The sequence below is a fragment of the Acinetobacter sp. 1424608 genome, from assembly GCF_000588255.1.
Classification (GTDB): Bacteria; Pseudomonadota; Gammaproteobacteria; order Pseudomonadales; family Moraxellaceae; genus Acinetobacter; species Acinetobacter nosocomialis.
In genome coordinates, this window is sequence record NZ_JFXL01000005.1 from 38,153 (window position 1) to 59,473 (window position 21,321).

The following is a 21,321-nucleotide window of genomic DNA, read 5'->3' on the forward strand; positions in this document are numbered from 1 at the left end:
AATGGAAATCAATACGATTATTGGCATCGTTGTTGCCATTATTATCATGCTAATTGGCTTAAGAATGATTTTAAAAAAGCCGAACCATGCTGAACCCTCGCTAGACAGTGATTTACATATTAATCCTGAAAGTAATCAACCAGTTATCCCTCGTCATGTACGAGATCAACTTGAACAGCCAGAAGTTGCTGTTACGTCAGCAGCCGTTGCTGAACGCGTAGAACCAACTTTAAGCGAGCAGGAACAGCCAAAAGAAAAGGAAACAAAAGAACTAGAACAGGCTTCCCAAGCTCAAACAGTCCAGACACAAGTACCCGTTGAAAATACGCCAGTAGAAGTAGAAGAAGTTAAAGCTGAAGAAAATACTGTTAGCCCAACTGTAAGTGAAAATAGTTCAGTTGAGTTAGTTGATACCGTTTCTACTGAACCAGAAGTTGTTAGCTCATCAGAACAAAAAGTTGCAGAAGAGCAACCGAAAACTGAGCCAGAATTAAGTTTAAACCCAAATATTGAAACGGCTGAAATTGCCGAGTTTGAAGGTGAAAGTAATATTCTGGATGTACATCTACATGAGCAACAACGTTTTGACGACGAAAGTGCGTTGGCAATGGCTGAACAGATTATTGCATTAAATGTTTATCCAAATCCGCGCCGTGCATTATCGGGCGATAAAGCACTGAAAGTACTTTTAAAATATGGTTTACGTTACGGTGAAATGTCTTGTTTCCATCGCTATGAAAATACAGATGAACCAAGTGCACTCATGTTCTCTGTACTTCGTATGACCGATAATGGTCCTGCTGGTTTCGATTTAGAAACTTTATCTGCTGAACAAGTTCAAGGCTTGGCATTTTTCCTTGCACTTCCAAACAGTAAAGCCGTGACAGGTTTTGACATGATGACCAGTATTGCAGGGCTGATTGCTCGTGAAATTGATGGTAAGGTTTATGATGAAAATAACCTTGAGTTTACGCCACAGTTAAAAGAACATTGGCGCCATCATGTGATTGATTATCGTCCAGCACAGGCAACAGCCTAGTTTAAATTTTTGGTATAGGTTGCGATAATTGCAAAATATCTAGTCGCAGCTCAGGGTGGAGAAATTTCCACCCTTTTTTATGGTGAATAAAATAATGGCAATAACTTCCGTGATCGAACAGATGCGTCAGCTTATTCAACTGATTGCAAAGCATAACCATGCCTACTATGTCATGGATCAGCCGACAATCTCGGACAGTGAATACGATCATTTATTTCATCAGTTAAAAGCTTTAGAAGAACAATATCCGGAACTTGTACAAGCCGACTCACCAACAACAAAAGTAGGTGGTCAAGCGCTTTCAAAATTTGAGAGTGTGACACATGTGGTGCCAATGCTTTCATTAGGTAACGTATTTAATCAAGAAGATTTATTTGCATTTGCACGCCGTGTAGAAGAGCGACTACCAAACCAGAAAGTACAATATGAAGTTGAGTTAAAACTCGATGGCCTTGCGATTTCACTATGGTATGAAAATGGCGTACTGGTTCGTGGTGTAACTCGTGGGGATGGTGAAACTGGCGAAGATATTACTCAAAACGTTAAAACCATTCGTAACTTACCTAAAGTTCTGCATTCAGAAAAATATGAAATACCTCGTCTACTTGAAGTACGGGGCGAAGTACTCATGCCTAAGTCTGGTTTTGAAAAACTGAATGCCGATCAGGAAGCAAAAGGGGAAAAAACCTTCGCTAACCCTCGAAACGCAGCCGCAGGAAGTTTAAGACAACTTGATCCAAATATTGCTGCTGGCCGACCTTTGGCATTTTATGCGTATGGGATTGCACAGTGTGAACCAAATCATGGCCTCACCACTATGCATGATAGCTTGCAATGGTTAACGGAACTTGGGTTTCAAATTGCTGAGCGTCAGTACTTGTGTAATTCAATTCAAGAAGTACAGCAGCGCTATGAGCAAATTCAGCAAGAACGTCCAAACCTACAAGTTGAAATTGATGGTATGGTCGTAAAGGTCGATGACCTAAAACAGCAACAGCAGCTTGGTTTCTTAAGCCGCGAACCACGCTGGGCAACTGCTTATAAATTCCCAGCACAAGCCGCTCTTACGACTGTTGAGCAAATTGACTGGCAAGTAGGCCGTACTGGGACTTTAACACCTGTAGCACGCTTGAACCCTGTTTTTGTGGGTGGTGTGACTGTCTCTAACGTGACTTTGCATAATATTGGAGAAATTCACCGTCTAGATGTACGCGTTGGAGATACTGTAAGTGTTTACCGTACGGGTGACGTAATTCCTAAAGTAGAAAAAGTTTGGCCAGAATTCCGTCCTGCTGAAGCAGAAGTTGTTCATTTACCAGAGTCCTGCCCAGTATGTGCATCTCCTGTAGTGATGCCTGAAGGTGAGGCTCTCGCACGTTGTTCAGGCGGTTTATATTGTGCTGCACAGCGTATTGAAGCCATTCGCCACTTTGTATCGCGTAAAGCGATGGATATCGAAGGTTTGGGAGATCGTTGGGTAGAATCTTTATTACGTCTCGATTTACTTAAAGATGTGGCTGATATTTACCATTTGCATGAACACAGAGAAACACTGTTGGGCATTGAAAAAATGGGAGAAAAGTCAGTACAGAACTTAATAGATGCGATCGAAGCAAGTAAGAAAACAACTCTAGCACGTTTTATTTATGCCTTAGGTATTCGTGGAGTAGGTGAAACAACGGCTAGAATGTTAGCAAATACCTTCCAAACGCTTGAGGCCCTTAAAGCTGCTGATATTGAAGCTTTGAAGAAAACTCCAGATGTTGGTGATATTACAGCTGAATGGATTGCTGATTTCTTCTTGGCACCGCATAACATTGAAGTACTTGATCGTTTAATTGCCGCGGGTATTCATTGGGATGCGCCAACTGCACCAACACGCCAGCCCTTAAATGGTGAGAGTTGGGTACTTACAGGTACATTAGAGCAAATGACACGTGATCAGGCGACTCAAATGCTACAAGCATTAGGTGCGCGTGTAAGTGGTAGTGTATCGAGTAAAACTAAATGTGTGGTTGCGGGTGAAAAGGCCGGTTCAAAACTAGAAAAAGCAGCGAAATTAGGTATTCCTGTCATGAATGAAACAGATTTCTTGTCACTCATGGCAGGCTATGGGCAAACTTTGAGCTAAAAGGTTAGCGAAATAAGAACCATTGATTTTAGTTACAAATTTATAAATTGATGGATTCTGCCATATTTGAACGCTTGTCTGAGCTTATAAATCGGACAAGCATTTCTTTTTGCAAAGGAAATTTAAATAACTTAAACTGCAAATGCGTATGTTTCTCATTTTAATTTGATAAAAATCATAAACTTAACTATTTTTTGTTTTGCAATCATTTTTAAGTTTGCCCATAATAGACTCATACGATAGGAGATTTATTATGCGTGGCAATCCAGAAGTCATAGACTATTTAAATATGCTCATTGGCGGAGAGTTGGCTGCCCGTGATCAATATTTAATCCATTCTCGTATGTATGAAGATTGGGGCTTAAACAAGATTTATGAACGTATTGACCATGAGATGCAAGAAGAAGCGTCTCACGCCGATGCGATTATTCGTCGTGTATTATTTTTAGGTGCCAAACCAAACATGCATCGTGAAGATATCAATGTTGGTACAGACGTTGTATCTTGCTTAAAAGCTGATTTAGCACTTGAATATCATGTGCGTGAAAAATTAGCGACAGGTATTAAACTTTGTGAAGAAAAAGGCGACTACATCAGTCGTGACATGTTACGTCAACAATTATCAGATACTGAAGAAGACCATACTTATTGGCTTTAAAAACAGTTGCGTTTAATTGAACTGATTGGCCTACAAAATTATATCCAGTCTCAAATTTAATGACTTGAAAAACCCAGCTTAAGCTGGGTTTTTTATTGGCTCATTTTAATAAAATGAAGTCACCGTTTAAATGTTAATTCTGCCAAATTGAATATATTCAAAGCCTTAATACATAAGGCTTTGGCAGTTACAAAAAAGTCAGAAAATTTGTATCAGACCCCATGTTTTTTTTGTGGAATTGGATATAATTTCGCCAACAAAAACCCTTGCCTAGAAATTTAATGAGGCAAGGGTTTTTCTATGGGGAATCGGTTGGTATGGATCGCCAATGGTTTTATGGTGAGCTTCGCGTATATGTTATTTTCCAAACCTGCTGTTTTAGATACAGCTACTCTCTTAAGCACACAACGATTAGCAACTCGTCTTAGCTTTTTTAGCTTGGGTTTTGCGATATCTGCATGGGCACCACTTATTCCGTATGCACAGCAACGTTTAAACCTAAATCATGCAAATTTTGGTTTATTGCTGCTTTGTATGGGAATCGGTTCAATGATTGCTATGCCTGCGACAGGGGCTTTAGTTAAGCGTTGGGGATGTCGTCCATTAATTGCTGTGGCGACCATACTCTTGATGGTATTACTACCAAGTTTAACGATCTGGCATAGTCTTGTATCGATGGCTGTAGCGTTATTCATTTTTGGTACGGCAGCAGGTAGTCTTGGCGTTGCTATCAATTTGCAGGCAGTTGTGGTGGAAAAGCACAGCTTACGTGCGCTCATGTCTAGTTTTCATGGTATGTGTAGCCTTGGCGGTTTAATAGGTGCCATGCTTGTCACTGCACTATTAGCAATTGGCCTTTCACCACTCATGAGTACGCTGTCTGTGGTCATGATTTTAATGGTCGTGAGCTTTGTTGCTATTCCATCTGCTTTAACAACATTTGAGCAAGATGAACAAGGTGCAGCTGAAATAACTGACGCACCTAAAAAAACTTCGCGCCTGAATGGTGCGATCCTGTTGATTGGAATGATGTGTTTTATTGCTTTCTTGTCAGAAGGTGCAGCAATGGACTGGGGTGGTATTTATTTGACCAGTAAATATCATCTTAACCCTGCTTTTGCTGGGCTGGCCTATACTTTCTTTGCGCTTAGTATGACAAGTGGTCGTTTTGCAGGGCATCTCTTGTTAAAACAATGGGGTGAGAAAACCATTGTGACTTATAGTGCAATTGTTGCAGCCCTTGCTATGGTTACTATTGTGATGGCACCTGTTTGGCAAGTTGTCGTATTGGGTTATGCACTTTTGGGTTTAGGCTGTTCTAATATTGTACCAGTCATGTTCTCTCGTGTTGGACGCCAAAATGATATGCCGAAGGCTGCGGCACTATCTTTAGTGTCAACGATTGCTTATACAGGTTCATTAAGTGGTCCCGCCTTAATTGGCTTGATTGGCCAGTGGACCAGTCTAACCACAGTGTTATCTGGGGTAGCGGTTTTATTAACTATGATTGCCATACTCAATCGCTTTACTCTTGTAAAGGCAAAATAACTTAAGTCAATTTACCAACCGATAGAACATCGAGAAAAACTTCTCGATGTTCTATAAGCTTAAATCATTACAAAACATGATAAGTGGGTTGATACTTGTCTTGTAATGACAACTTAGTCTTCGTAAATGTCGGAGCATTTTCTAAATCCTTCAAGAAATTATTTCTCCAATCGCTAAGGTCAGTAGCTGCCAGACCTTCTATTAACTGTTCATAACGATTAATACGTTCAGCTTTAGGCATCTCTAGAGCGGTTTTTAGAGTATCCATCATCGCTGCCCGATCTAATGGGTCAACAATTAAGGCCTGAGTCATTTGCTCAGCAGCACCGGCATATTTAGATAAAATCAGCACACCTGGGTTCTCTGGATCTTGAGCCGCAATATACTCTTTTGCGACCAAGTTCATACCATCCCGTAATGAGCTAATCCAGCAAATATCAGAGCGACGATAAATATGCATGAGACTGTCATGTTGAACAGTGTCGTAGCAACAATCAATTGGACGCCAGTCTTCGTGTGCAAACTCTTCATTAATCAGTTCTAACTTAGTTTTAAATCGTTGGTATAAGCGTTGATAAGCCGGAATATCTGTACGTGAAGGTGTTGCAACTTGAAGGTGGCGTACCAGTCCATGATATTCAGGGTTAGTTTCCAAGAAGGTCGCAAATGCATTGAAGCGCTCAAGCAGACCTTTTGAATAATCAATCCGGTCAACGCCAATAATGGTTTTTTGACGTGGTATATCTTCAAAGTTAAATACATAGGGAGTATGAAATGCCTGTTGTGCTTGGCGCTGAATAAGTTCTGGTTGCACGCCAATAGGGTAGGACTTTATGAGTACCTGACGTTTTTTATAGCTGATTCGGTCACTTAGTATTTTTTGAGCTTCAAGTAAGCCCATACACGTTTGCATACAGGTGTTTTGATCGGCTTGGGTTTGTAGGCCAACTACATCATATTGGCAAAGGTCTTGTACCAACTGCAGTGCAACTGGAATTTTGCGCCAAATGTTTAAGCTTGCGAAAGGAATATGCAAAAAGAAACCGATTTTATTTTGCATTCCTAATTCGCGGCAATGACGAGCTACACTAAAAAAGTGATAGTCATGTACCCAAATCAGATCATCAGGCTGAGCAATCTCTTTTAATTTTTCAGCAAATAAACGGTTAACCCTTTGGTAAGTATTATATTCTTCAGCACCATATTCGATCAGTTCATCTCGATCATGCATGGCAGGCCATAAAACTTTGTTAGCAAAACCGCAGTAGTACTGTGCATATTGCTGATGTGTAAGAGGGCAGGTAATGTAGTCAATTCCATGAGAATATGCCTGATCGAATTCAGGCGCTTCAGTATCGGTAATTTGCTGACCGTTCCAGCCTAACCAAATGCCGTTACTGTCATTTAATGCGTCTTGTACAGCTACTGCAAGGCCACCTGCTGAGGCCTTACCTGATGGCATACTTATTCGATTCGATAACACGATTAATTTAGACATATTTGTTCTCCATTCTGATCTTGACTATTTTTGACGTATAACTTTTTTATTTTTTCTAGAAAGAAAAAAAGAAAATTAGAAACGCTGTTAATATCTTTTAATCTATATTGAGCTTCTGTTTCACCAGAACCTACTTTAATTGAAGTACCAAGTTGTTGATTAATAAAAGTGAAACCCGATTCATCCGTTAAATCATCTCCAATAAATATTGGGTGAATTAATGGTAAATTAAGATGGTCTAATATTGTTTGAATTGCTTTACCTTTATCTGCCTGTTTAGGTAATAACTCAATAACAAATTTACCTCTGTTTAATTTTAATTGAGGATAGAAATATTTAATTTGTTGCATAATATAAATTGCATTATCTTCTAATTCTGGTTTTTTTCGATAATGTAAAGCAATAGAATGTCCTTTATCCTCAATTAATAAATCGGGATATTTTTCACAAGATTTTATAATATCTTCTTTTAATTTTTTGAAATTAATATTGCTTAAATCTGGACGAATATAATTGTCGGAATCAAAATAAATATCTAAACCATGTAAGCCAGCTATAGGAATTTCAATTGACTGAAATAGCTTACTAGCTGTTTCAACATCACGTCCTGTTACAGCAATCACTGGTATATTTAATTCAATAATTTTTTTTATAACTTCTAATGTAGTATTAGGTATAAAACTATGCTCAGGATGAATTTGAAATGGAGCTAATGTTCCATCAATATCCAGAAATAAACAATAATTTTTATCTATAGGTAAGGTATTTATAATATCGTTGGGTGTAACAAAATATGTATCTTTTTCTCTCCCGTCAGATATTTCACTTTGAGTATTCATAATAATCCGCCCATTATTTTGATCATTAATTAATCTTCTAACATTAAAATGAATTGATGAGTCATTTTTTTTAATAAAAAAACATAAGTATTAACATTAATTACATTGCACAATGGATTTATGGGGGAAGTGTGGATTATGTTGTTTTTTGATTTGCTTCAATGTTTAGATAATTAAAGTTTTGTATATTTCATATAAATATTTTAGCTCTTGTATATCAATATATTTCAGAATATTTATTGACTATAAATGACTGATTTTACTTTTTGAAATTCAAGCGTTCTGTTGATTTTAAAAGATATTTAGAATTGAACTTCATATATAATCTTCCTAAAGTTGACTGTGGATAGGCACATGAAGTTACAAAATAAAATTTTATTGATTACAGGGTGGGGAGTAGGTATAGAACCTCTGCAATCGTTAAAATTGGGTTTGAATAAATTTGGCTATGACACACAACTGATTAATATTTTTAATGTTTTAGATAGTAGCTTTCAAGCACAGCTTGATTTAGTGGCTGAAGTTGATGTGGTAATAGGCTGGTCCTTAGGTGGGCAGTTAGCAACTCAACTGGTTGATATTTTTTACAAGCAAACAGGGCAAACAAAAATATTAATTACGCTCGCGTCGAATCCTTGTTTTGTTGCTCATGATAATTGGCAAACTGCAATGCCTGCTGATGTATTTAGTCAATTTAAAGGGTCTTTTTTACAGAACCCACAAGCCACTTTAAAGCGTTTTTATTATTTGATTACACTTGGCTCATCTCAAGCGAAACAAGATTGGATGAGCGTACAAAACATTGCAAATCCACCCGCACAGGAAATACTGGTAGACGGTTTAAAAATGCTAGAACAGTTAAACTTGGTAGATAACTTGAAAAATTATCCAGGTCTACAGCTTCACCTGTTTGCTGAACAAGATAATGTCATTCCTTGCAAAATTATCGATAATTTTAAGGATTTCGCTACAGAAAACATGACTTATAAGTTGCTAAAAGACGCTACGCACGCTTTTCCTTACTTGCAGGCTGAAAGAACAATTGAAGAAATCTGCCAATTTTTAACAATTCATCAGCAAAGTTCATAAGCTTTGGTTGATCTCGCAATTTTCTTTCATTCTTAACAGGTTTAACATGTGTTAAATGAAAGATTTGATTGCTGTAAAAGGGTATAGAGGATGACCGATAATTTTGATTTGGAACATATTTGGCATCCATATACTTCAATGACCCAACCTTTACCCACATTTAAAGTGAAGCGTGCCTATGGGGCAACGATTGAACTTGATGATGGTAGAACTTTAATTGATGGTATGTCGTCTTGGTGGTGTGCAATACATGGTTATAACCACCCTGAACTTAATCAAGCAGTGACCGATCAACTACAAAACATGTCACATATCATGTTCGGTGGTTTGACTCACGATCCTGCTATTGAGCTTGGTAAAATTCTTTTAAAAATTACCCCACCAAGTCTCGATAAAATTTTCTATACAGATTCAGGTTCGGTCACTGTTGAGGTTGCTTTAAAAATGGCTGTGCAATTCTGGACAGCACAGGGAAAACCACAAAAAACAAACTTTATTACCACACGGTCCGGTTACCACGGCGATACATGGAATGCGATGTCTGTGTGTGATCCTGTGACAGGTATGCATCAGATTTTTGGTACCAGCTTACCGAATCGTCTTTTTGTAGCAGCACCACAAACTAAATTTAATGAAGAATGGAACCAAGAAGATATTGCCGAGCTAGAGCAAGCTATTCAGCAAAATCATGAAAACCTTGCTGCACTCATTATTGAGCCGATTGTTCAAGGTGCAGGGGGCATGCGCTTTTATCATCCTGAATATTTACGTCAGGCTAAAGCGCTTTGTGAAAAATATCATCTGTTGTTAATTTTCGATGAAATTGCTACCGGTTTTGGTCGTACAGGTAAGCTTTTTGCTTGGGAACATGCTCAAGTCGAGCCAGATATTATGTGTCTAGGTAAAGGGCTAACGGGCGGTTATATGACTTTGTCTGCGACTTTAACGACAAAGCATGTTGCTGAAACCATTAGTCGCGGTGAGGCTGGGGTATTTATGCACGGCCCAACTTTTATGGCCAATCCACTCGCTTGTGCCGTTGCTTTAAAAAGTACGCAATTATTAATTGAGCAAGATTGGCAGGTCAATATTAAGCGAATTGAGCAACAGCTTAGCCAATATCTAGCACCTTTAAGCCAGCTTGATTATGTTGCTGATGTAAGAGTGCTCGGTGCAATTGGTGTGGTAGAACTCACCTTTAATGTCGATATGAAAACTTTACAGCAACAATTTGTAGAGCGTGGAATCTGGATTCGTCCTTTTGGCAAACTGGTTTATGTGATGCCACCTTATGTTATTACTCAACAAGAGTTAAGTGACTTGCTTGAACAGTTAGTTGAAGTAGTTAAAACGATGCAGGGGGCACATTAAAATGTCATTGCTCGATCATTTTGCTACCGAGTTAGATGAGTTAAAACAACAAGGTAATTTCAGACAATTTACCCAAAATGTGCAGCATGGTCGTTTTATTACAATTAAAAATAAAACAATGCTCAACTTAGCTTCAAATGACTATCTTGGACTGGCGGCTGATCTTAATCTTCGCCAAGAGTTTTTAGATAGCTTACCATTAGAACGCAGCTATTTTAGTTCTTCATCTTCACGTTTATTGACAGGTAATTTTGATGAATATGAACAGTTGGAAAATAGCCTAAGCCAAGCATTTGGTGGACGGGCAGCTCTATTATTCAATAGTGGCTACCATATGAATATTGGTATTTTGCCCGCTGTTACTGATAGTAAAACTTTAATTTTGGCAGATAAGTTAGTTCATGCCAGTATGATTGATGGGATCCGTTTATCCGGTGGCCAGTATGTGCGGTATCGACATAATGATTTACAGCACTTAAAACAGCTTCTACAAAAGTATCATGATGATGACCAGATTGAACGAATCATTGTGGTCACAGAAAGTATTTTTAGTATGGATGGTGATGAAACGGATTTAACCGCTTTAGTCCAGCTTAAAAAACGTTTTGGTAAAACCATGCTTTATGTCGATGAGGCACATTCAATTGGCGTACGTGGACAGCAAGGTTTAGGGTGTGCTGAACAATATAATGTAATTCAGGAAATTGATTTTCTAGTTGGTACCTTAGGTAAAGCATTAGCAGCAGTCGGTGGTTATATTATTTGCCATCCAATTATTAAAGATTATCTCATTAATAAAATGCGCCCGCTTATTTTTAGTACCGCTCAACCTCCGATTGTTATGGCTTGGGCAAATTTTATTTTTCAAAAAGTATTAGTGGCTCAACCTCAGCGTGAACACTTAAAAAATATTAGCCAATATCTTCAACAAGCAGTGGTACAAAAGGGTTATCTGAGCCCATCGACCAGTCATATTATTCCAGTGATTGTGGGAGAAAGTCAGGCTGCTATCGATAAGGCGAAGCAGGTTCAGGAAAGTGGTTTTTATGCCATGCCTGTACGCCCACCAACAGTACCTAAAAATAGTTCGCGTTTACGTATTTCTTTAACGTCAATGGTCGAGCAATACGAGCTTGAAGCACTGGTGAGTTTTCTGTGAGTCTGAATAAAAATTTAGTTGCCGAGCGTTTTGCTAAAGCAGGTCAAAGCTATTCAGAGCATGCGGTTGTTCAAAAACAAATTTGTCAAAATTTAACAAGCTTACTCAAGCAGTTTTGCCCAAGTAAGATACGACGTGTTTTTGAAATTGGTTGTGGTTCTGGCAATTTAACTCGTCTGCTTGTTGAAGCTTTTCAAATTGAAGATTTAATTTTGAATGATCTGTACTCAGAGGTGCAGGAGCACTTCAATCACGAAGAGCATTTAAAATGGTTAATTGGAGATGTTGAAACCTTAGAACTTCCTCAGCAGCTCGATATGATTGTTTCAGGTTCTGCCTTGCAATGGATGCAGGATTTGCCGCTCTTGCTTAAGCGTTGTAATGATGTTTTAACTGACAGTGGTTGGCTATGCTTTTCAACATTTGGCCCTAAGAACCTAATTGAAATTAAAGAGCTAACCGGACAGGGCTTAAGTTATTGGAATCTTGAAAGTTGGAACAGTGCCTTAACTCAGGCTGGTTTTGAAGTTCTGTATCTATCTGAGTCAGAAACTCAGCTTTATTTCGATTCGCCTAAAGCTGTATTACAACATTTAAAAGCGACTGGTGTAACAGCGACAGCGCAGCACCGTTGGACCAAGCAAACTTTACAGCAGTTTTATCAAGATTATGATCGGTATAAGCACGCCGAGGGATATGCCCTAACATATCACCCAATTTATTGTATTGCCCGGAGAATGAAGTAAATGAGTGGTCAGATCTATTTTGTCAGTGGGATTGATACCGAAATTGGTAAAACCTACGCGACAGGTTTTTTAGCAAAATTATGGACTGAGCAGGGTAAAAAAGTAATTACCCAAAAACTCATTCAAACAGGTAATGCTGATATTTCTGAAGATATTGAAAAGCATCGTGAAATTATGGGGCAAGGTTGGTTTCAAGAAGATCACGATAAGCTGACTATGCCCGAAATTTTTAGTTATCCTGCTTCACCTCATTTAGCAACGCGACTTGATAACCGAGAAATCGATTTTCAAAAAATTGAAAATGCGACTCAAACATTAGCTGAGCGTTTTGAAATTGTATTATTAGAAGGGGCGGGGGGCTTAATGGTGCCCTTAACCACCAGTTTACTCACCATTGATTATGTTGCTCAGCATCAGTTTCCTGTTATTTTGGTGACATCTGGTCGTCTAGGAAGTATTAACCATACTTTGCTTAGTCTCGAAGCACTTAAGTCACGCGGTCTGAAATTAAAAGCTTTGGTTTATAACTTAAAAGATGAATCAAAAGATCCATTAATTTCGCAGGATACTTCAAATTATTTAAAGAACTACTTAGCTATTCATTTTCCAGAAGCTGAATGGATTGAACTAGCAAAAATGAATTAATTGAAATTAAATAATAAAAAACCGCTCTAAAGTGAGCGGTTTTTTTGATTTAAAAATTTTACTTAGAACTTTTTAAATCCACGGTTAAAACCAGTCGATTTACGCTGATTACCTGTGTTAGCTGGTGCTTCTTTTTCATCATCACGACGTTGTTGACGTAAATAACCACCACGACGTGCTGCCATTGGTTTTTCGGTCATACGATCAGTACGACGTTTTGCCATACCAAATAAACCTGTACCTTGACGTGGTTTCAACTCAACAGATTTAGCTAAGTTGTCGATATCAGTTTTATCGAGTTCCATCCAACGACCAGTACGTAATTCGCGTGGTAAAATAACAGTACCGTAGCGAGTACGTAATAAGCGGCTTACTTTAAGACCTTGCGATTCGAAAATACGGCGAACCTCACGGTTACGGCCTTCTTTCACTACAACTTGATACCAGCGGTTAATACCTTCACCACCAATTTCAGAGAAAGATTCGAACTTGGCTGGGCCATCTTCAAGCTCTACACCATTGACCATGTTTTGGCGTAATTGTGGTGTTACTTCACCCATTACACGTACAGCGTATTCACGTTCAATTTCATTAGATGGATGCATTAAGCGGTTAGCAAGCTCACCATCGTTTGTAAATAGTAATAAACCTGTACTGTTAATATCCAGACGACCTACCATTACCCAACGGTCATTTGCAATTTGTGGCAAATGATCAAATACGGTTGGACGCTTTTCAGGGTCATTACGTGAACAGATTTCACCCTCTGGTTTATAATAAATCAGTACACGACGACGAATTTCATCTTCGATCTGGAACTGAACTTTACGGCCATCAATGCGTAATTCATCGCCTGGTTCAATGCGCTCACCCACTTGGGCAACGCGGCCGTTTACACTCACGCGTCCTGCGGCAATAACCTCTTCCATATATCGGCGAGAACCTAATCCGATTCGCGCTAATACTTTTTGCAATTTTTCACTCATGACAGCACAACCTTAGACATAATGATCAACAGTCCACCTCTTTATGATTTCGGTGCATTCGCATCGAGAGCCATAAATGCTTCCTTGGCGTTCTGTAGGGGAGGCAATTGGCCTAAAGAGGCTAGACCAAAAGCATTCAGAAATTGAGGCGTTGTAATTAGCAACGCAGGTCTTCCGGGTAAATCTCTAAAACCGGCTTCTTTAATCCAGTTCCAGTCAAATAGCGTTCTGAGAATCTGACTATTATTAGATACACCACGAATTTGTTCAATATCAGCACGCGTGACTGGTTGATGATACGCAATGACAGCCAAGGTTTCTAGTAAAGATGGCGACAGTTTTGTTGGTCGCTCTGGCCAAATCTGCGCAATAATATTGCGATATTTGGATCTTACCTGAAAACGAAAGCCTTGCGCGGTTTCAATCAACTCAATAGAGCGGCCATGTTGTAAGAGGGCAAGTTGTTGTAAAAGCTGACGAAGCTGTTGTTTGTTATATTGATTATTAAAAGCTTCTTTTAAACGAGCAATCGAAACAGGTGCTTCACTGGCAAAAATAATCGCTTCAAGTTGCAATAAAACTTCGTGATGAATGTCAGCTAATGACAAATCATTATTATTTTGTTCAAAACTCATGCCGCAGACCCTTGAATAGCCAATGGAGCTTCAATACCTGTAGCAATAATTTTAATCTTTTGTTGTCGGGTCAATTCTAAAACAGCCATAAAAGTTACAACCATTCCCATACGGCCTTGTTGGGGATTAAGTAATTCTTTAAAACTTAACACGTCGCCTGACTCTAATTTCTCTTCAATATAAGCAATACGTTCTTCTAACAGTACAGGCTCTTGCGCAATTGTGTGTGTTACGGGTTCAGGACGATTAAATACGCAAAACAAAGCGTCATGTAATGCTGAAACATCATAACCTTCATAAACAGGCGCGATATGACCTAAGCTTACATTGGCACTAAATGTATCACGGTCAAGAACTGGCATTTGACCTAAACGCTCAGCAGCTTGTTTAATACGTAAATAAGTTTCAAGTCGATCAATAAGATCCTGTTTAGGATCTTTTTCGATACTCACTACTGTAGGTTTAGGTAAGAGTAAGCGAGATTTCAAATCAGCCAATAGAGCAGCCATAACCATATAGTCGGCAGTCAACTCAATATTTAAGGATTTCATGCTATCCATATAAGCTAAATATTGAGTTGCAATAGGTGCAATATCGAGCTGAATTAAATCAAAACCGTTTTTCTGAATCAGATAAATTAAAAAGTCGAGTGGTCCTTCAAACTGTTCGAGTAAAATCTCAAAAGCAGCCGGAGGAATATAAAGATCTTCAGGAATTGTGTCGTGCCACTCATCTAAAACACGGATGTGTGGAACGTCTTCCATGGATTGATGAAGTGATTGGTTCATTACGATTATAAGCCACGCGAATTTTCAAAAGCATGAGACTTGTTTTCAAGTCAATAAGAGCTGTAGCAGAAGAACAGCAGATAGTGAAAAACATTCTAAAGGAATTGTGGCTTTTAATAAATTGCTTAACGACTAAAGTGTAAAAAAAATCCAAACTAAATAAAGAGTATTTTTTTTCTTGATAATACTTTTTTTTTAACTATTGGTAAAAAGGAGAATAAGTGCTTATTCGAAAGCACTTACATCTCCAGCACCGTGACGTATAATTTCCGGATGTTCACCCGATAAATCAACAATACTAGTTGTTGTTAAAGTACCAAAACCACCATCGATAAAGACATCAATACGTTTAGACAACTGACTTTCAATATCGTAAGGATCATCAAGTGGGTCTTCTTGTCCGGGTAAAATTAATGTACTTGTAAGTAAAGGCTCACCAAGTTCTTTTAATAAAGCCTGACAAATCGGGTTACTTGGAATGCGTAAACCAATCGTTTTCTTTTTAGGATGCATTAACCTGCGTGGAACTTCACTTGTTGCAGGTAAAATGAAAGTCGTAATGGCAGGTGTATTTGCTTTTAATAACCGATACGTCGCATTATCAACTTTTGCATAAGTCGCGATATCTGATAAATCACAACACATAATTGCGTATTGATGCTTAGGGCCTAAATCACGAATCTGGGCAATACGTTCCATCGCATTTTTATTACCAATCTGACATCCGATTGCATAGGCAGCATCGGTCGGGTAGACCACAACATCGCCTGCACGAATACGCTCAACTGCTTGATCAATGAGGCGTTGCTGTGGATTTTCAGGATGTACATGTAAATGCAGCATATTTTAGAGACTCCATCACGCCAGTATTAAAAATAGTATTAGACTTTTCAAACTTCGGAAGCAAGTAACTTACGTAGTTTTTTTGTCATTTAATCAAGGAGTTCACGTTTAAATTCATCTAATTGTAACGCTGTACCTGCCCGTGTACATTGGCAAATACATTCAATGAATCTTGCTGCATCAACAGGTAGTTTAGCTTCACCAGAAAAGTAACGTTGAACTTGGATATAAACATTATCTTTAAACTTTTTGCCATCTCCGCCATCACCTGTCAGGTTATCTAGAGATACTCTAAATTTTCTGCCAAAAGATTGGGCAAATAACCATTCAATGGCTTGAGGTTTAATTTCTACTTGTTCAAATAAATCCTGCTGTTCTTTAGTTCGGCCATCTGGCGCATACCAATAACCTAAATCGGGCAACAGACGTCGTTTTGCACCTGCAATTGTCCAATGGCTAATTTCATGTAAAGCGCTATTGAAAAAACCATGAGCAAATTGGATTTTAGCTGGCTCATGTTCATTTGCTGGGAAATATTCTGGTTCAAATTCTCCACGAACTAATGTCACATTATGGTGGGAAAACCAGTGATTAAAGTGTAAAATAAGCCAATCAACTTGCTCAGACTCTAATTTTGAGCTTGGCCATGGTGAGAGTTGCACCACGTCAGGTAAAAGAGTGTTTTGGTGAGTTGAATGGGTGCAAACGAGTAATGAAGTGTTAACTTCAGGTTGCGGCTGCAACAGGTGCATTGCTTAATTTACCCCGAGTTCTGTCTAAAGAAGTACAAAATTGTATCTTAATCTTTGACAGAGTACCGATGAATTTGTAGAATTGCCGCCTTAATTATGTCAGCAAATACCTTTCCGGCACAGATTGAGCCGTTTAAATGGGCTGAACAAGGCTTTACATGGTCAGGTCAACTACCATTGTCTCGTCTTGCTCGTATTGCTCGTGAAGCTGTTGGGTCAATTGATAACCAATTGATCAACATAGACTGTAAGCTATCAATGGATGCCTATCATCGCATTGTGTGGTTAGATGGTCACATGGAAACAAAAGTTCCAATGGAGTGCCAACGTTGTTTGGAACCTGTTGAAATGCCAATTGTTTCTGACTTTCATATTGCACTTGTAGATGATGAGTCACTGATAGAGCGCTTGGATGAGGATGCTGATTTCATCGTTTTAGGTGAAAGTGAGTCTTCGACAAAAGGTGATTTTGATACACCTGCTTCGATCAACTTGCTCGCATTACTAGAAGATGAACTGTTATTGTTGATGCCTTTATCTCCCAAGCATGATGCTTGTGAACATAAACATCAACCTACCATTCAGAACGTTGTCGAAGAGAAACGGGATAACCCGTTTGATGTTTTGGCAGGTTTGAAGGGTAAACTTAACTCATAATTTGTGTTATGATTATGAGATAAGACAACTGAATTTGTTCTGATCCATTTTTTCGATCTTTGTAAGGAGCCATCATGGCCGTTCAGCAAAACCGTAAAAGTCGCTCTCGCCGTGACATGCGCCGTTCACATGACGCTTTAACCGAGAATGCATTAACAGTAGACCAAGCAACTGGTGAAACTCATCGTCGTCACCACGTGACTAAAGATGGTTTCTACCGTGGTCGCCAATTATTCGCTAAAGCAGCTGATGCTGAATAATTGCATGATATGCATTAAGCGTGATGCTTAAGTATAGAAAAAATGGGAGCGAAAGCTCCCTTTTTTTGTTGTTTTTCGCAATTATAAATATACAAATTAAATGTTAAATTTCCGCTCCAGAGAAATGAGTGAAAACCCAAAAAGGATTTCTTATGTCTGCTAAACGTCTTGAACAAGTAGCTTTAGCCACAAAAACTGCATTTGTGTTTCCAGGTCAAGGTTCACAAAAAGTTGGTATGCTCGCTGAACTCGCAGAACAGTTTAGTGGAGTTGGGCAAACTTTTGCCGAAGCTTCAGACGCGCTAGGATTTGATCTTTGGCACATTGCACAAAGTGGTGAAGGTTTAGACCAAACAGAAAATACCCAACCTGTATTATTAACTGCCAGTATTGCTTTATGGCGTTTATGGTTAGATTTAGGTGGTTTAGCCCCTAAATACCTTGCAGGTCACTCTTTAGGTGAATACAGCGCTTTAGTTGCAGCAGGTTCAATGAGTTTGGCGGATGCAGTTAAATTAGTTAATTTGCGTGGAAAACTCATGCAAAATGCTGTTCCTCAAGGGGAAGGCGCTATGGCTGCTATTCTTGGTTTAGCTGATGATAAAGTAGTTGAATTGTGCCAGAGCGTGAGTGCATCAGGTCAAGGTTCAGTTGAAGCAGCAAACTATAATTCACAAGGTCAAGTTGTGATTGCTGGTAGTACTGCATCTGTACAGCAAGTTATGGCACTTGCAAAAGAACAATCTGCTAAAGCAATTGCTTTACCGGTTTCTGTTCCATCACATTGTTCATTGATGAAGCCGGCAGCAGAAAAATTTGCAGAAGCTTTGGAACAAACTGCCATTGAGCTACCTACCATTCCTGTAATACAAAATGTCAACGCGGGAATTGCTACCGATGTTGCTCAATTACGTCAGGCTTTAACAGCACAATTGTACCAGTCTGTACAATGGACACGTACCATGCAGTCTCTACAAGACCAAGGTATTCAGTACATTGTTGAGTGTGGTCCAGGTACAGTATTGAGTAATCTCGCAAAGCGTTTACCAAATATTGAAAAAGCTTTTTCTATTGATAGTAAGAGCAAAATGGAAGATGCCCTAAATGCTGTTTTAGTGGCAGAAGGAAAAATTGCATGACACAAGAACGCAAAGTTGCATTAGTAACGGGCGCGAGTCGGGGCATTGGCGCTGCAATTGCCCAGCAACTTATTCAAGACGGTTATTTTGTCGTAGGTACTGCGACTTCTGAATCTGGTGCACAAAAGCTAACTGATAGCTTTGGTGAACAAGGTGCAGGTTTGGCTCTCGATGTGCGTAATCTCGATGAGATTGAAGCAGTCGTGTCTCATATTGAACAGAACTATGGTCCTGTACTTGTTCTCGTTAACAATGCAGGTATTACGAAAGACAATTTGTTGCTTCGTATGTCGGAAGATGATTGGGATGACATTCTCAATATTCACCTTAAAGCCGTTTATCGTTTATCTAAACGTGTGCTTAAGGGTATGACGAAAGCACGTTTTGGTCGCATTATTAATATCAGTTCTGTTGTAGCTCACTTTGCAAACCCAGGCCAAGCGAACTATTCTGCTGCTAAAGCAGGTATTGAAGCATTTAGCCGTAGTCTTGCAAAAGAGATGGGTAGCCGCCAAATCACTGTAAACAGTGTGGCACCAGGTTTTATTGCAACAGAAATGACAGATGCACTTAGTGAAGACATTCGCAAAAAAATGAGTGATCAAGTGGCTTTAAATCGCTTAGGCGAGCCACAAGATATCGCAAATGCGGTGAGTTTCCTTGCAAGTGATAAAGCAGGTTACATTACCGGTACGGTATTACATGTAAATGGTGGTTTATACATGGCCTAACGCCGATGTATAAACTTTTAAAAATTTTTATATTCAATTAAACTAGTGGCAAATCAAACGCCACAAGCAATGAGGAGAATTCCTGTGAGCGATATCGAACAACGCGTTAAACAAGCGGTTGCAGAACAACTTGGTCTTAAAGCTGAAGAGATTAAAAACGAAGCATCTTTCATGGATGACTTGGGTGCTGACTCTTTAGATTTAGTTGAACTTGTTATGTCTTTCGAAAATGACTTCGACATCACTATCCCTGATGAAGATTCAAACGAAATCACTACAGTTCAATCTGCAATTGACTATGTAACTAAAAAACTTGGTTAATTCGCATATTGCTGATTAAAAAGAAGGCCACCGTAAGGTGGCTTTTTTTATTTGAGTAAAATAATTGAGAGAGATACATATTTTTACAAGATCAACCTCAATTGATAGCAGAGGTGTCTCTTTTTTCAAGTATAACAATAAGGGTCAGTTTAATGACTTTACTATAAACAATAAGATGAGGACTAAAAATGGGTCTTTTTGATTTTGTAAAAGGTATTGGTAAGAAAAATACCGCACCAGCAGAACCACAACCAGCTCCAGCAACGCCAGCAGAACCTTCTGCACAAGAAGTAGCGAATAAATTATTAGGATTAATTAAAAGTTTAGGCCTCGGGGTGGAAGGCTTATCTGTAACATATAATGGTTCAACTGATACTGCGACTATTAATGGTCAAGTACAAAGCCAAGCGGATAAAGAAAAGATTATTCTTATTGTTGGTAACGTCGATCATGTTGCACATGTAGATGACCAGATGACCGTTGCTACGCCTGAACCGGAAAGCAAATTTTATACGGTAAAATCTGGTGATAATCTTTCAAAAATTGCCAAAGAATTTTATGGTGATGCCAATCAATATCAAAAAATCTTTGAAGCAAATAAACCAATGCTCAAAGATCCGGATGAGATTTTCCCTGGGCAAGTTTTACGTATTCCACAGTAATTGGAATAAATAAAAAGGCGCTTAAAGCGCCTTTTTATTTGATAGTTAAAATCGTTTTGGAATCTTTTGTCCATTAGGTACAGGTGCTTCGGCATTTTTTAAAATACCAAATAACCATGTTTCTGCATGTTGTACTGCAATTTTTAGAGAATCACCTAAAGCTAAGCGACCTGCAATAAAACTTGCTAATGAACACCCTGAGCCATGATATTCACCTTCAAGGCGAGGGCAAGTACTACTCGCTGCAAGTTCACCATCAATATATAAACTATTTTTAATGAAGTTAGGGGTATCTTCATGTCCCCCCTTTACTAATACAGCTTTAGCACCCATTTGAAAGAGCTTGTGAGTCGCTTCTTCTAAGTCATCAATACCTGTTAATGCCCGTAATTCAACTGTATTTGGCGTAATAAGCGTCGCTAGGGGAATCAGCTCAACAAATGCTTTAACTAAAGTTGCCTGATCTCCTAAAGAACCACCGCTATTAGCAACTAATACTGGGTCTAATACATACTGATAGTCAGGATGGGCACGTAAAAATTCGGCTAGAGCCGCAATATTATCTGTTGTGCCAAGCATGCCGGACTTAACACATTTAATCGGTAAATCGCCTACAACAGCATTTGCTTGGGCTAATAATAGTTCTTTTGAGGTTGCTTCAAAGCCAAATACTTGTTGTGAGTTTTGAATGGTAAGAGCTGTACACGCAATTGCTGCATGGGCACCACTTTGTCCAATCGCTTCAATATCGGCTTGTAAACCTGCACCACCTGAAGGGTCTAAACCCGAGAAACAAAGTACGGTTGGACGCACGGTTATTTCCT

23 protein-coding genes are annotated in these 21,321 nt (G+C 38.9%); 15 read left to right on the forward strand and 8 right to left on the reverse strand.

What is annotated here, in order from left to right; genetic code table 11:
* Position 1: 1 nt before the first annotated feature.
* The 4 genes from J678_RS10920 (at position 2) to J678_RS10935 (ending at position 5,376) form a co-directional block, all read left to right on the forward strand.
* A complete protein-coding gene (locus J678_RS10920; RefSeq protein ID WP_017394194.1) occupies positions 2-1,039 on the forward strand; it encodes a cell division protein ZipA C-terminal FtsZ-binding domain-containing protein in 1,038 nt (345 codons plus the stop codon).
* A gap of 94 nt (positions 1,040-1,133) precedes the next feature.
* Positions 1,134-3,170 (forward strand): NAD-dependent DNA ligase LigA, encoded by a 2,037-nt coding sequence (gene ligA / locus J678_RS10925; RefSeq protein WP_017394195.1) that lies wholly within the window; start codon positions 1,134-1,136, stop codon positions 3,168-3,170.
* Positions 3,171-3,423: 253 nt separating this feature from the next.
* The gene (gene bfr / locus J678_RS10930; RefSeq protein ID WP_032040461.1) at positions 3,424-3,828 is read left to right on the forward strand and encodes a heteropolymeric bacterioferritin subunit Ftn; all 405 of its coding nucleotides are present in this window, start codon (positions 3,424-3,426) and stop codon (positions 3,826-3,828) included.
* A gap of 354 nt (positions 3,829-4,182) precedes the next feature.
* Positions 4,183-5,376 (forward strand): MFS transporter, encoded by a 1,194-nt coding sequence (locus tag J678_RS10935; protein WP_079378125.1) that lies wholly within the window; start codon positions 4,183-4,185, stop codon positions 5,374-5,376.
* 67 nt (positions 5,377-5,443) lie between these two features.
* Here the strand turns inward: J678_RS10935 and J678_RS10940 are convergent, their stop codons facing one another.
* Entirely contained in the window at positions 5,444-6,874 is a 1,431-nt protein-coding gene (locus J678_RS10940) for an alpha,alpha-trehalose-phosphate synthase (UDP-forming) (protein ID WP_017394197.1), read from the reverse strand.
* Positions 6,862-7,713 (reverse strand): trehalose-phosphatase, encoded by an 852-nt coding sequence (gene otsB, locus J678_RS10945; RefSeq protein WP_017394198.1) that lies wholly within the window; start codon positions 7,711-7,713, stop codon positions 6,862-6,864. Before otsB ends, J678_RS10940 begins: the two co-directional genes overlap by 13 nt.
* 354 nt (positions 7,714-8,067) lie before the next feature.
* On the opposite strand from otsB, the gene J678_RS10950 reads away from it, so the two are divergent.
* The 5 genes from J678_RS10950 (at position 8,068) to bioD (ending at position 12,723) form a co-directional block, all read left to right on the forward strand.
* Positions 8,068-8,802, forward strand: coding sequence for an alpha/beta fold hydrolase (locus J678_RS10950; protein ID WP_017394199.1), 735 nt, complete (start codon positions 8,068-8,070; stop codon positions 8,800-8,802).
* A gap of 90 nt (positions 8,803-8,892) precedes the next feature.
* Entirely contained in the window at positions 8,893-10,173 is a 1,281-nt protein-coding gene (bioA, locus tag J678_RS10955) for an adenosylmethionine--8-amino-7-oxononanoate transaminase (RefSeq protein WP_017394200.1), read from the forward strand.
* 1 nt (position 10,174) lies between these two features.
* Entirely contained in the window at positions 10,175-11,332 is a 1,158-nt protein-coding gene (locus J678_RS10960; RefSeq protein ID WP_017394201.1) for an 8-amino-7-oxononanoate synthase, read from the forward strand.
* Positions 11,329-12,078: a malonyl-ACP O-methyltransferase BioC gene (gene bioC / locus J678_RS10965; RefSeq protein WP_017394202.1), complete on the forward strand. Its 750-nt coding sequence runs from the start codon at positions 11,329-11,331 to the stop codon at positions 12,076-12,078. The genes J678_RS10960 and bioC overlap by 4 nt, the downstream gene beginning before the upstream one ends.
* Positions 12,079-12,723, forward strand: coding sequence for a dethiobiotin synthase (bioD, locus tag J678_RS10970; RefSeq protein ID WP_002050388.1), 645 nt, complete (start codon positions 12,079-12,081; stop codon positions 12,721-12,723).
* Positions 12,724-12,785: 62 nt separating this feature from the next.
* Here bioD and rluB read toward each other — a convergent pair whose 3' ends face one another.
* The 5 genes from rluB to J678_RS10995 form a co-directional block, all read right to left on the reverse strand.
* On the reverse strand, positions 12,786-13,709 hold the full coding sequence (gene rluB / locus J678_RS10975) for a 23S rRNA pseudouridine(2605) synthase RluB (protein WP_004710314.1): 924 nt from the start codon (positions 13,707-13,709) through the stop codon (positions 12,786-12,788).
* Positions 13,710-13,750: 41 nt separating this feature from the next.
* Entirely contained in the window at positions 13,751-14,344 is a 594-nt protein-coding gene (scpB, locus tag J678_RS10980) for an SMC-Scp complex subunit ScpB (protein ID WP_002050325.1), read from the reverse strand.
* The gene (locus J678_RS10985) at positions 14,341-15,132 is read right to left on the reverse strand and encodes a segregation and condensation protein A (protein ID WP_006581110.1); all 792 of its coding nucleotides are present in this window, start codon (positions 15,130-15,132) and stop codon (positions 14,341-14,343) included. The genes scpB and J678_RS10985 overlap by 4 nt, the downstream gene beginning before the upstream one ends.
* Positions 15,133-15,357: 225 nt before the next feature.
* Positions 15,358-15,975, reverse strand: coding sequence for an L-threonylcarbamoyladenylate synthase (locus J678_RS10990; RefSeq protein WP_002050309.1), 618 nt, complete (start codon positions 15,973-15,975; stop codon positions 15,358-15,360).
* 89 nt (positions 15,976-16,064) lie between these two features.
* Positions 16,065-16,727: an elongation factor P hydroxylase gene (locus J678_RS10995; protein ID WP_004710311.1), complete on the reverse strand. Its 663-nt coding sequence runs from the start codon at positions 16,725-16,727 to the stop codon at positions 16,065-16,067.
* A gap of 96 nt (positions 16,728-16,823) precedes the next feature.
* On the opposite strand from J678_RS10995, the gene J678_RS11000 reads away from it, so the two are divergent.
* The 6 genes from J678_RS11000 (at position 16,824) to lysM (ending at position 20,497) form a co-directional block, all read left to right on the forward strand.
* On the forward strand, positions 16,824-17,384 hold the full coding sequence (locus J678_RS11000) for a YceD family protein (protein ID WP_002050389.1): 561 nt from the start codon (positions 16,824-16,826) through the stop codon (positions 17,382-17,384).
* Positions 17,385-17,458: 74 nt separating this feature from the next.
* On the forward strand, positions 17,459-17,644 hold the full coding sequence (gene rpmF, locus J678_RS11005; RefSeq protein WP_000290730.1) for a 50S ribosomal protein L32: 186 nt from the start codon (positions 17,459-17,461) through the stop codon (positions 17,642-17,644).
* Positions 17,645-17,796: 152 nt separating this feature from the next.
* A complete protein-coding gene (gene fabD, locus J678_RS11010) occupies positions 17,797-18,783 on the forward strand; it encodes an ACP S-malonyltransferase (protein WP_001274818.1) in 987 nt (328 codons plus the stop codon).
* The gene (fabG, locus tag J678_RS11015; RefSeq protein ID WP_000191300.1) at positions 18,780-19,514 is read left to right on the forward strand and encodes a 3-oxoacyl-ACP reductase FabG; all 735 of its coding nucleotides are present in this window, start codon (positions 18,780-18,782) and stop codon (positions 19,512-19,514) included. Before fabD ends, fabG begins: the two co-directional genes overlap by 4 nt.
* An 84-nt stretch (positions 19,515-19,598) precedes the next feature.
* Positions 19,599-19,835 carry an acyl carrier protein gene (gene acpP, locus J678_RS11020; RefSeq protein ID WP_001279871.1) on the forward strand — a complete coding sequence of 79 codons (237 nt, stop codon included), beginning with the start codon at positions 19,599-19,601 and terminating at the stop codon, positions 19,833-19,835.
* Positions 19,836-20,023: 188 nt separating this feature from the next.
* A complete protein-coding gene (gene lysM, locus J678_RS11025) occupies positions 20,024-20,497 on the forward strand; it encodes a peptidoglycan-binding protein LysM (protein WP_017394203.1) in 474 nt (157 codons plus the stop codon).
* A gap of 45 nt (positions 20,498-20,542) precedes the next feature.
* Here lysM and J678_RS11030 read toward each other — a convergent pair whose 3' ends face one another.
* Positions 20,543-21,310 carry a hydroxymethylpyrimidine/phosphomethylpyrimidine kinase gene (locus tag J678_RS11030; protein WP_017394204.1) on the reverse strand — a complete coding sequence of 256 codons (768 nt, stop codon included), beginning with the start codon at positions 21,308-21,310 and terminating at the stop codon, positions 20,543-20,545.
* Between the last annotated feature and the right edge of the window lie 11 nt (positions 21,311-21,321).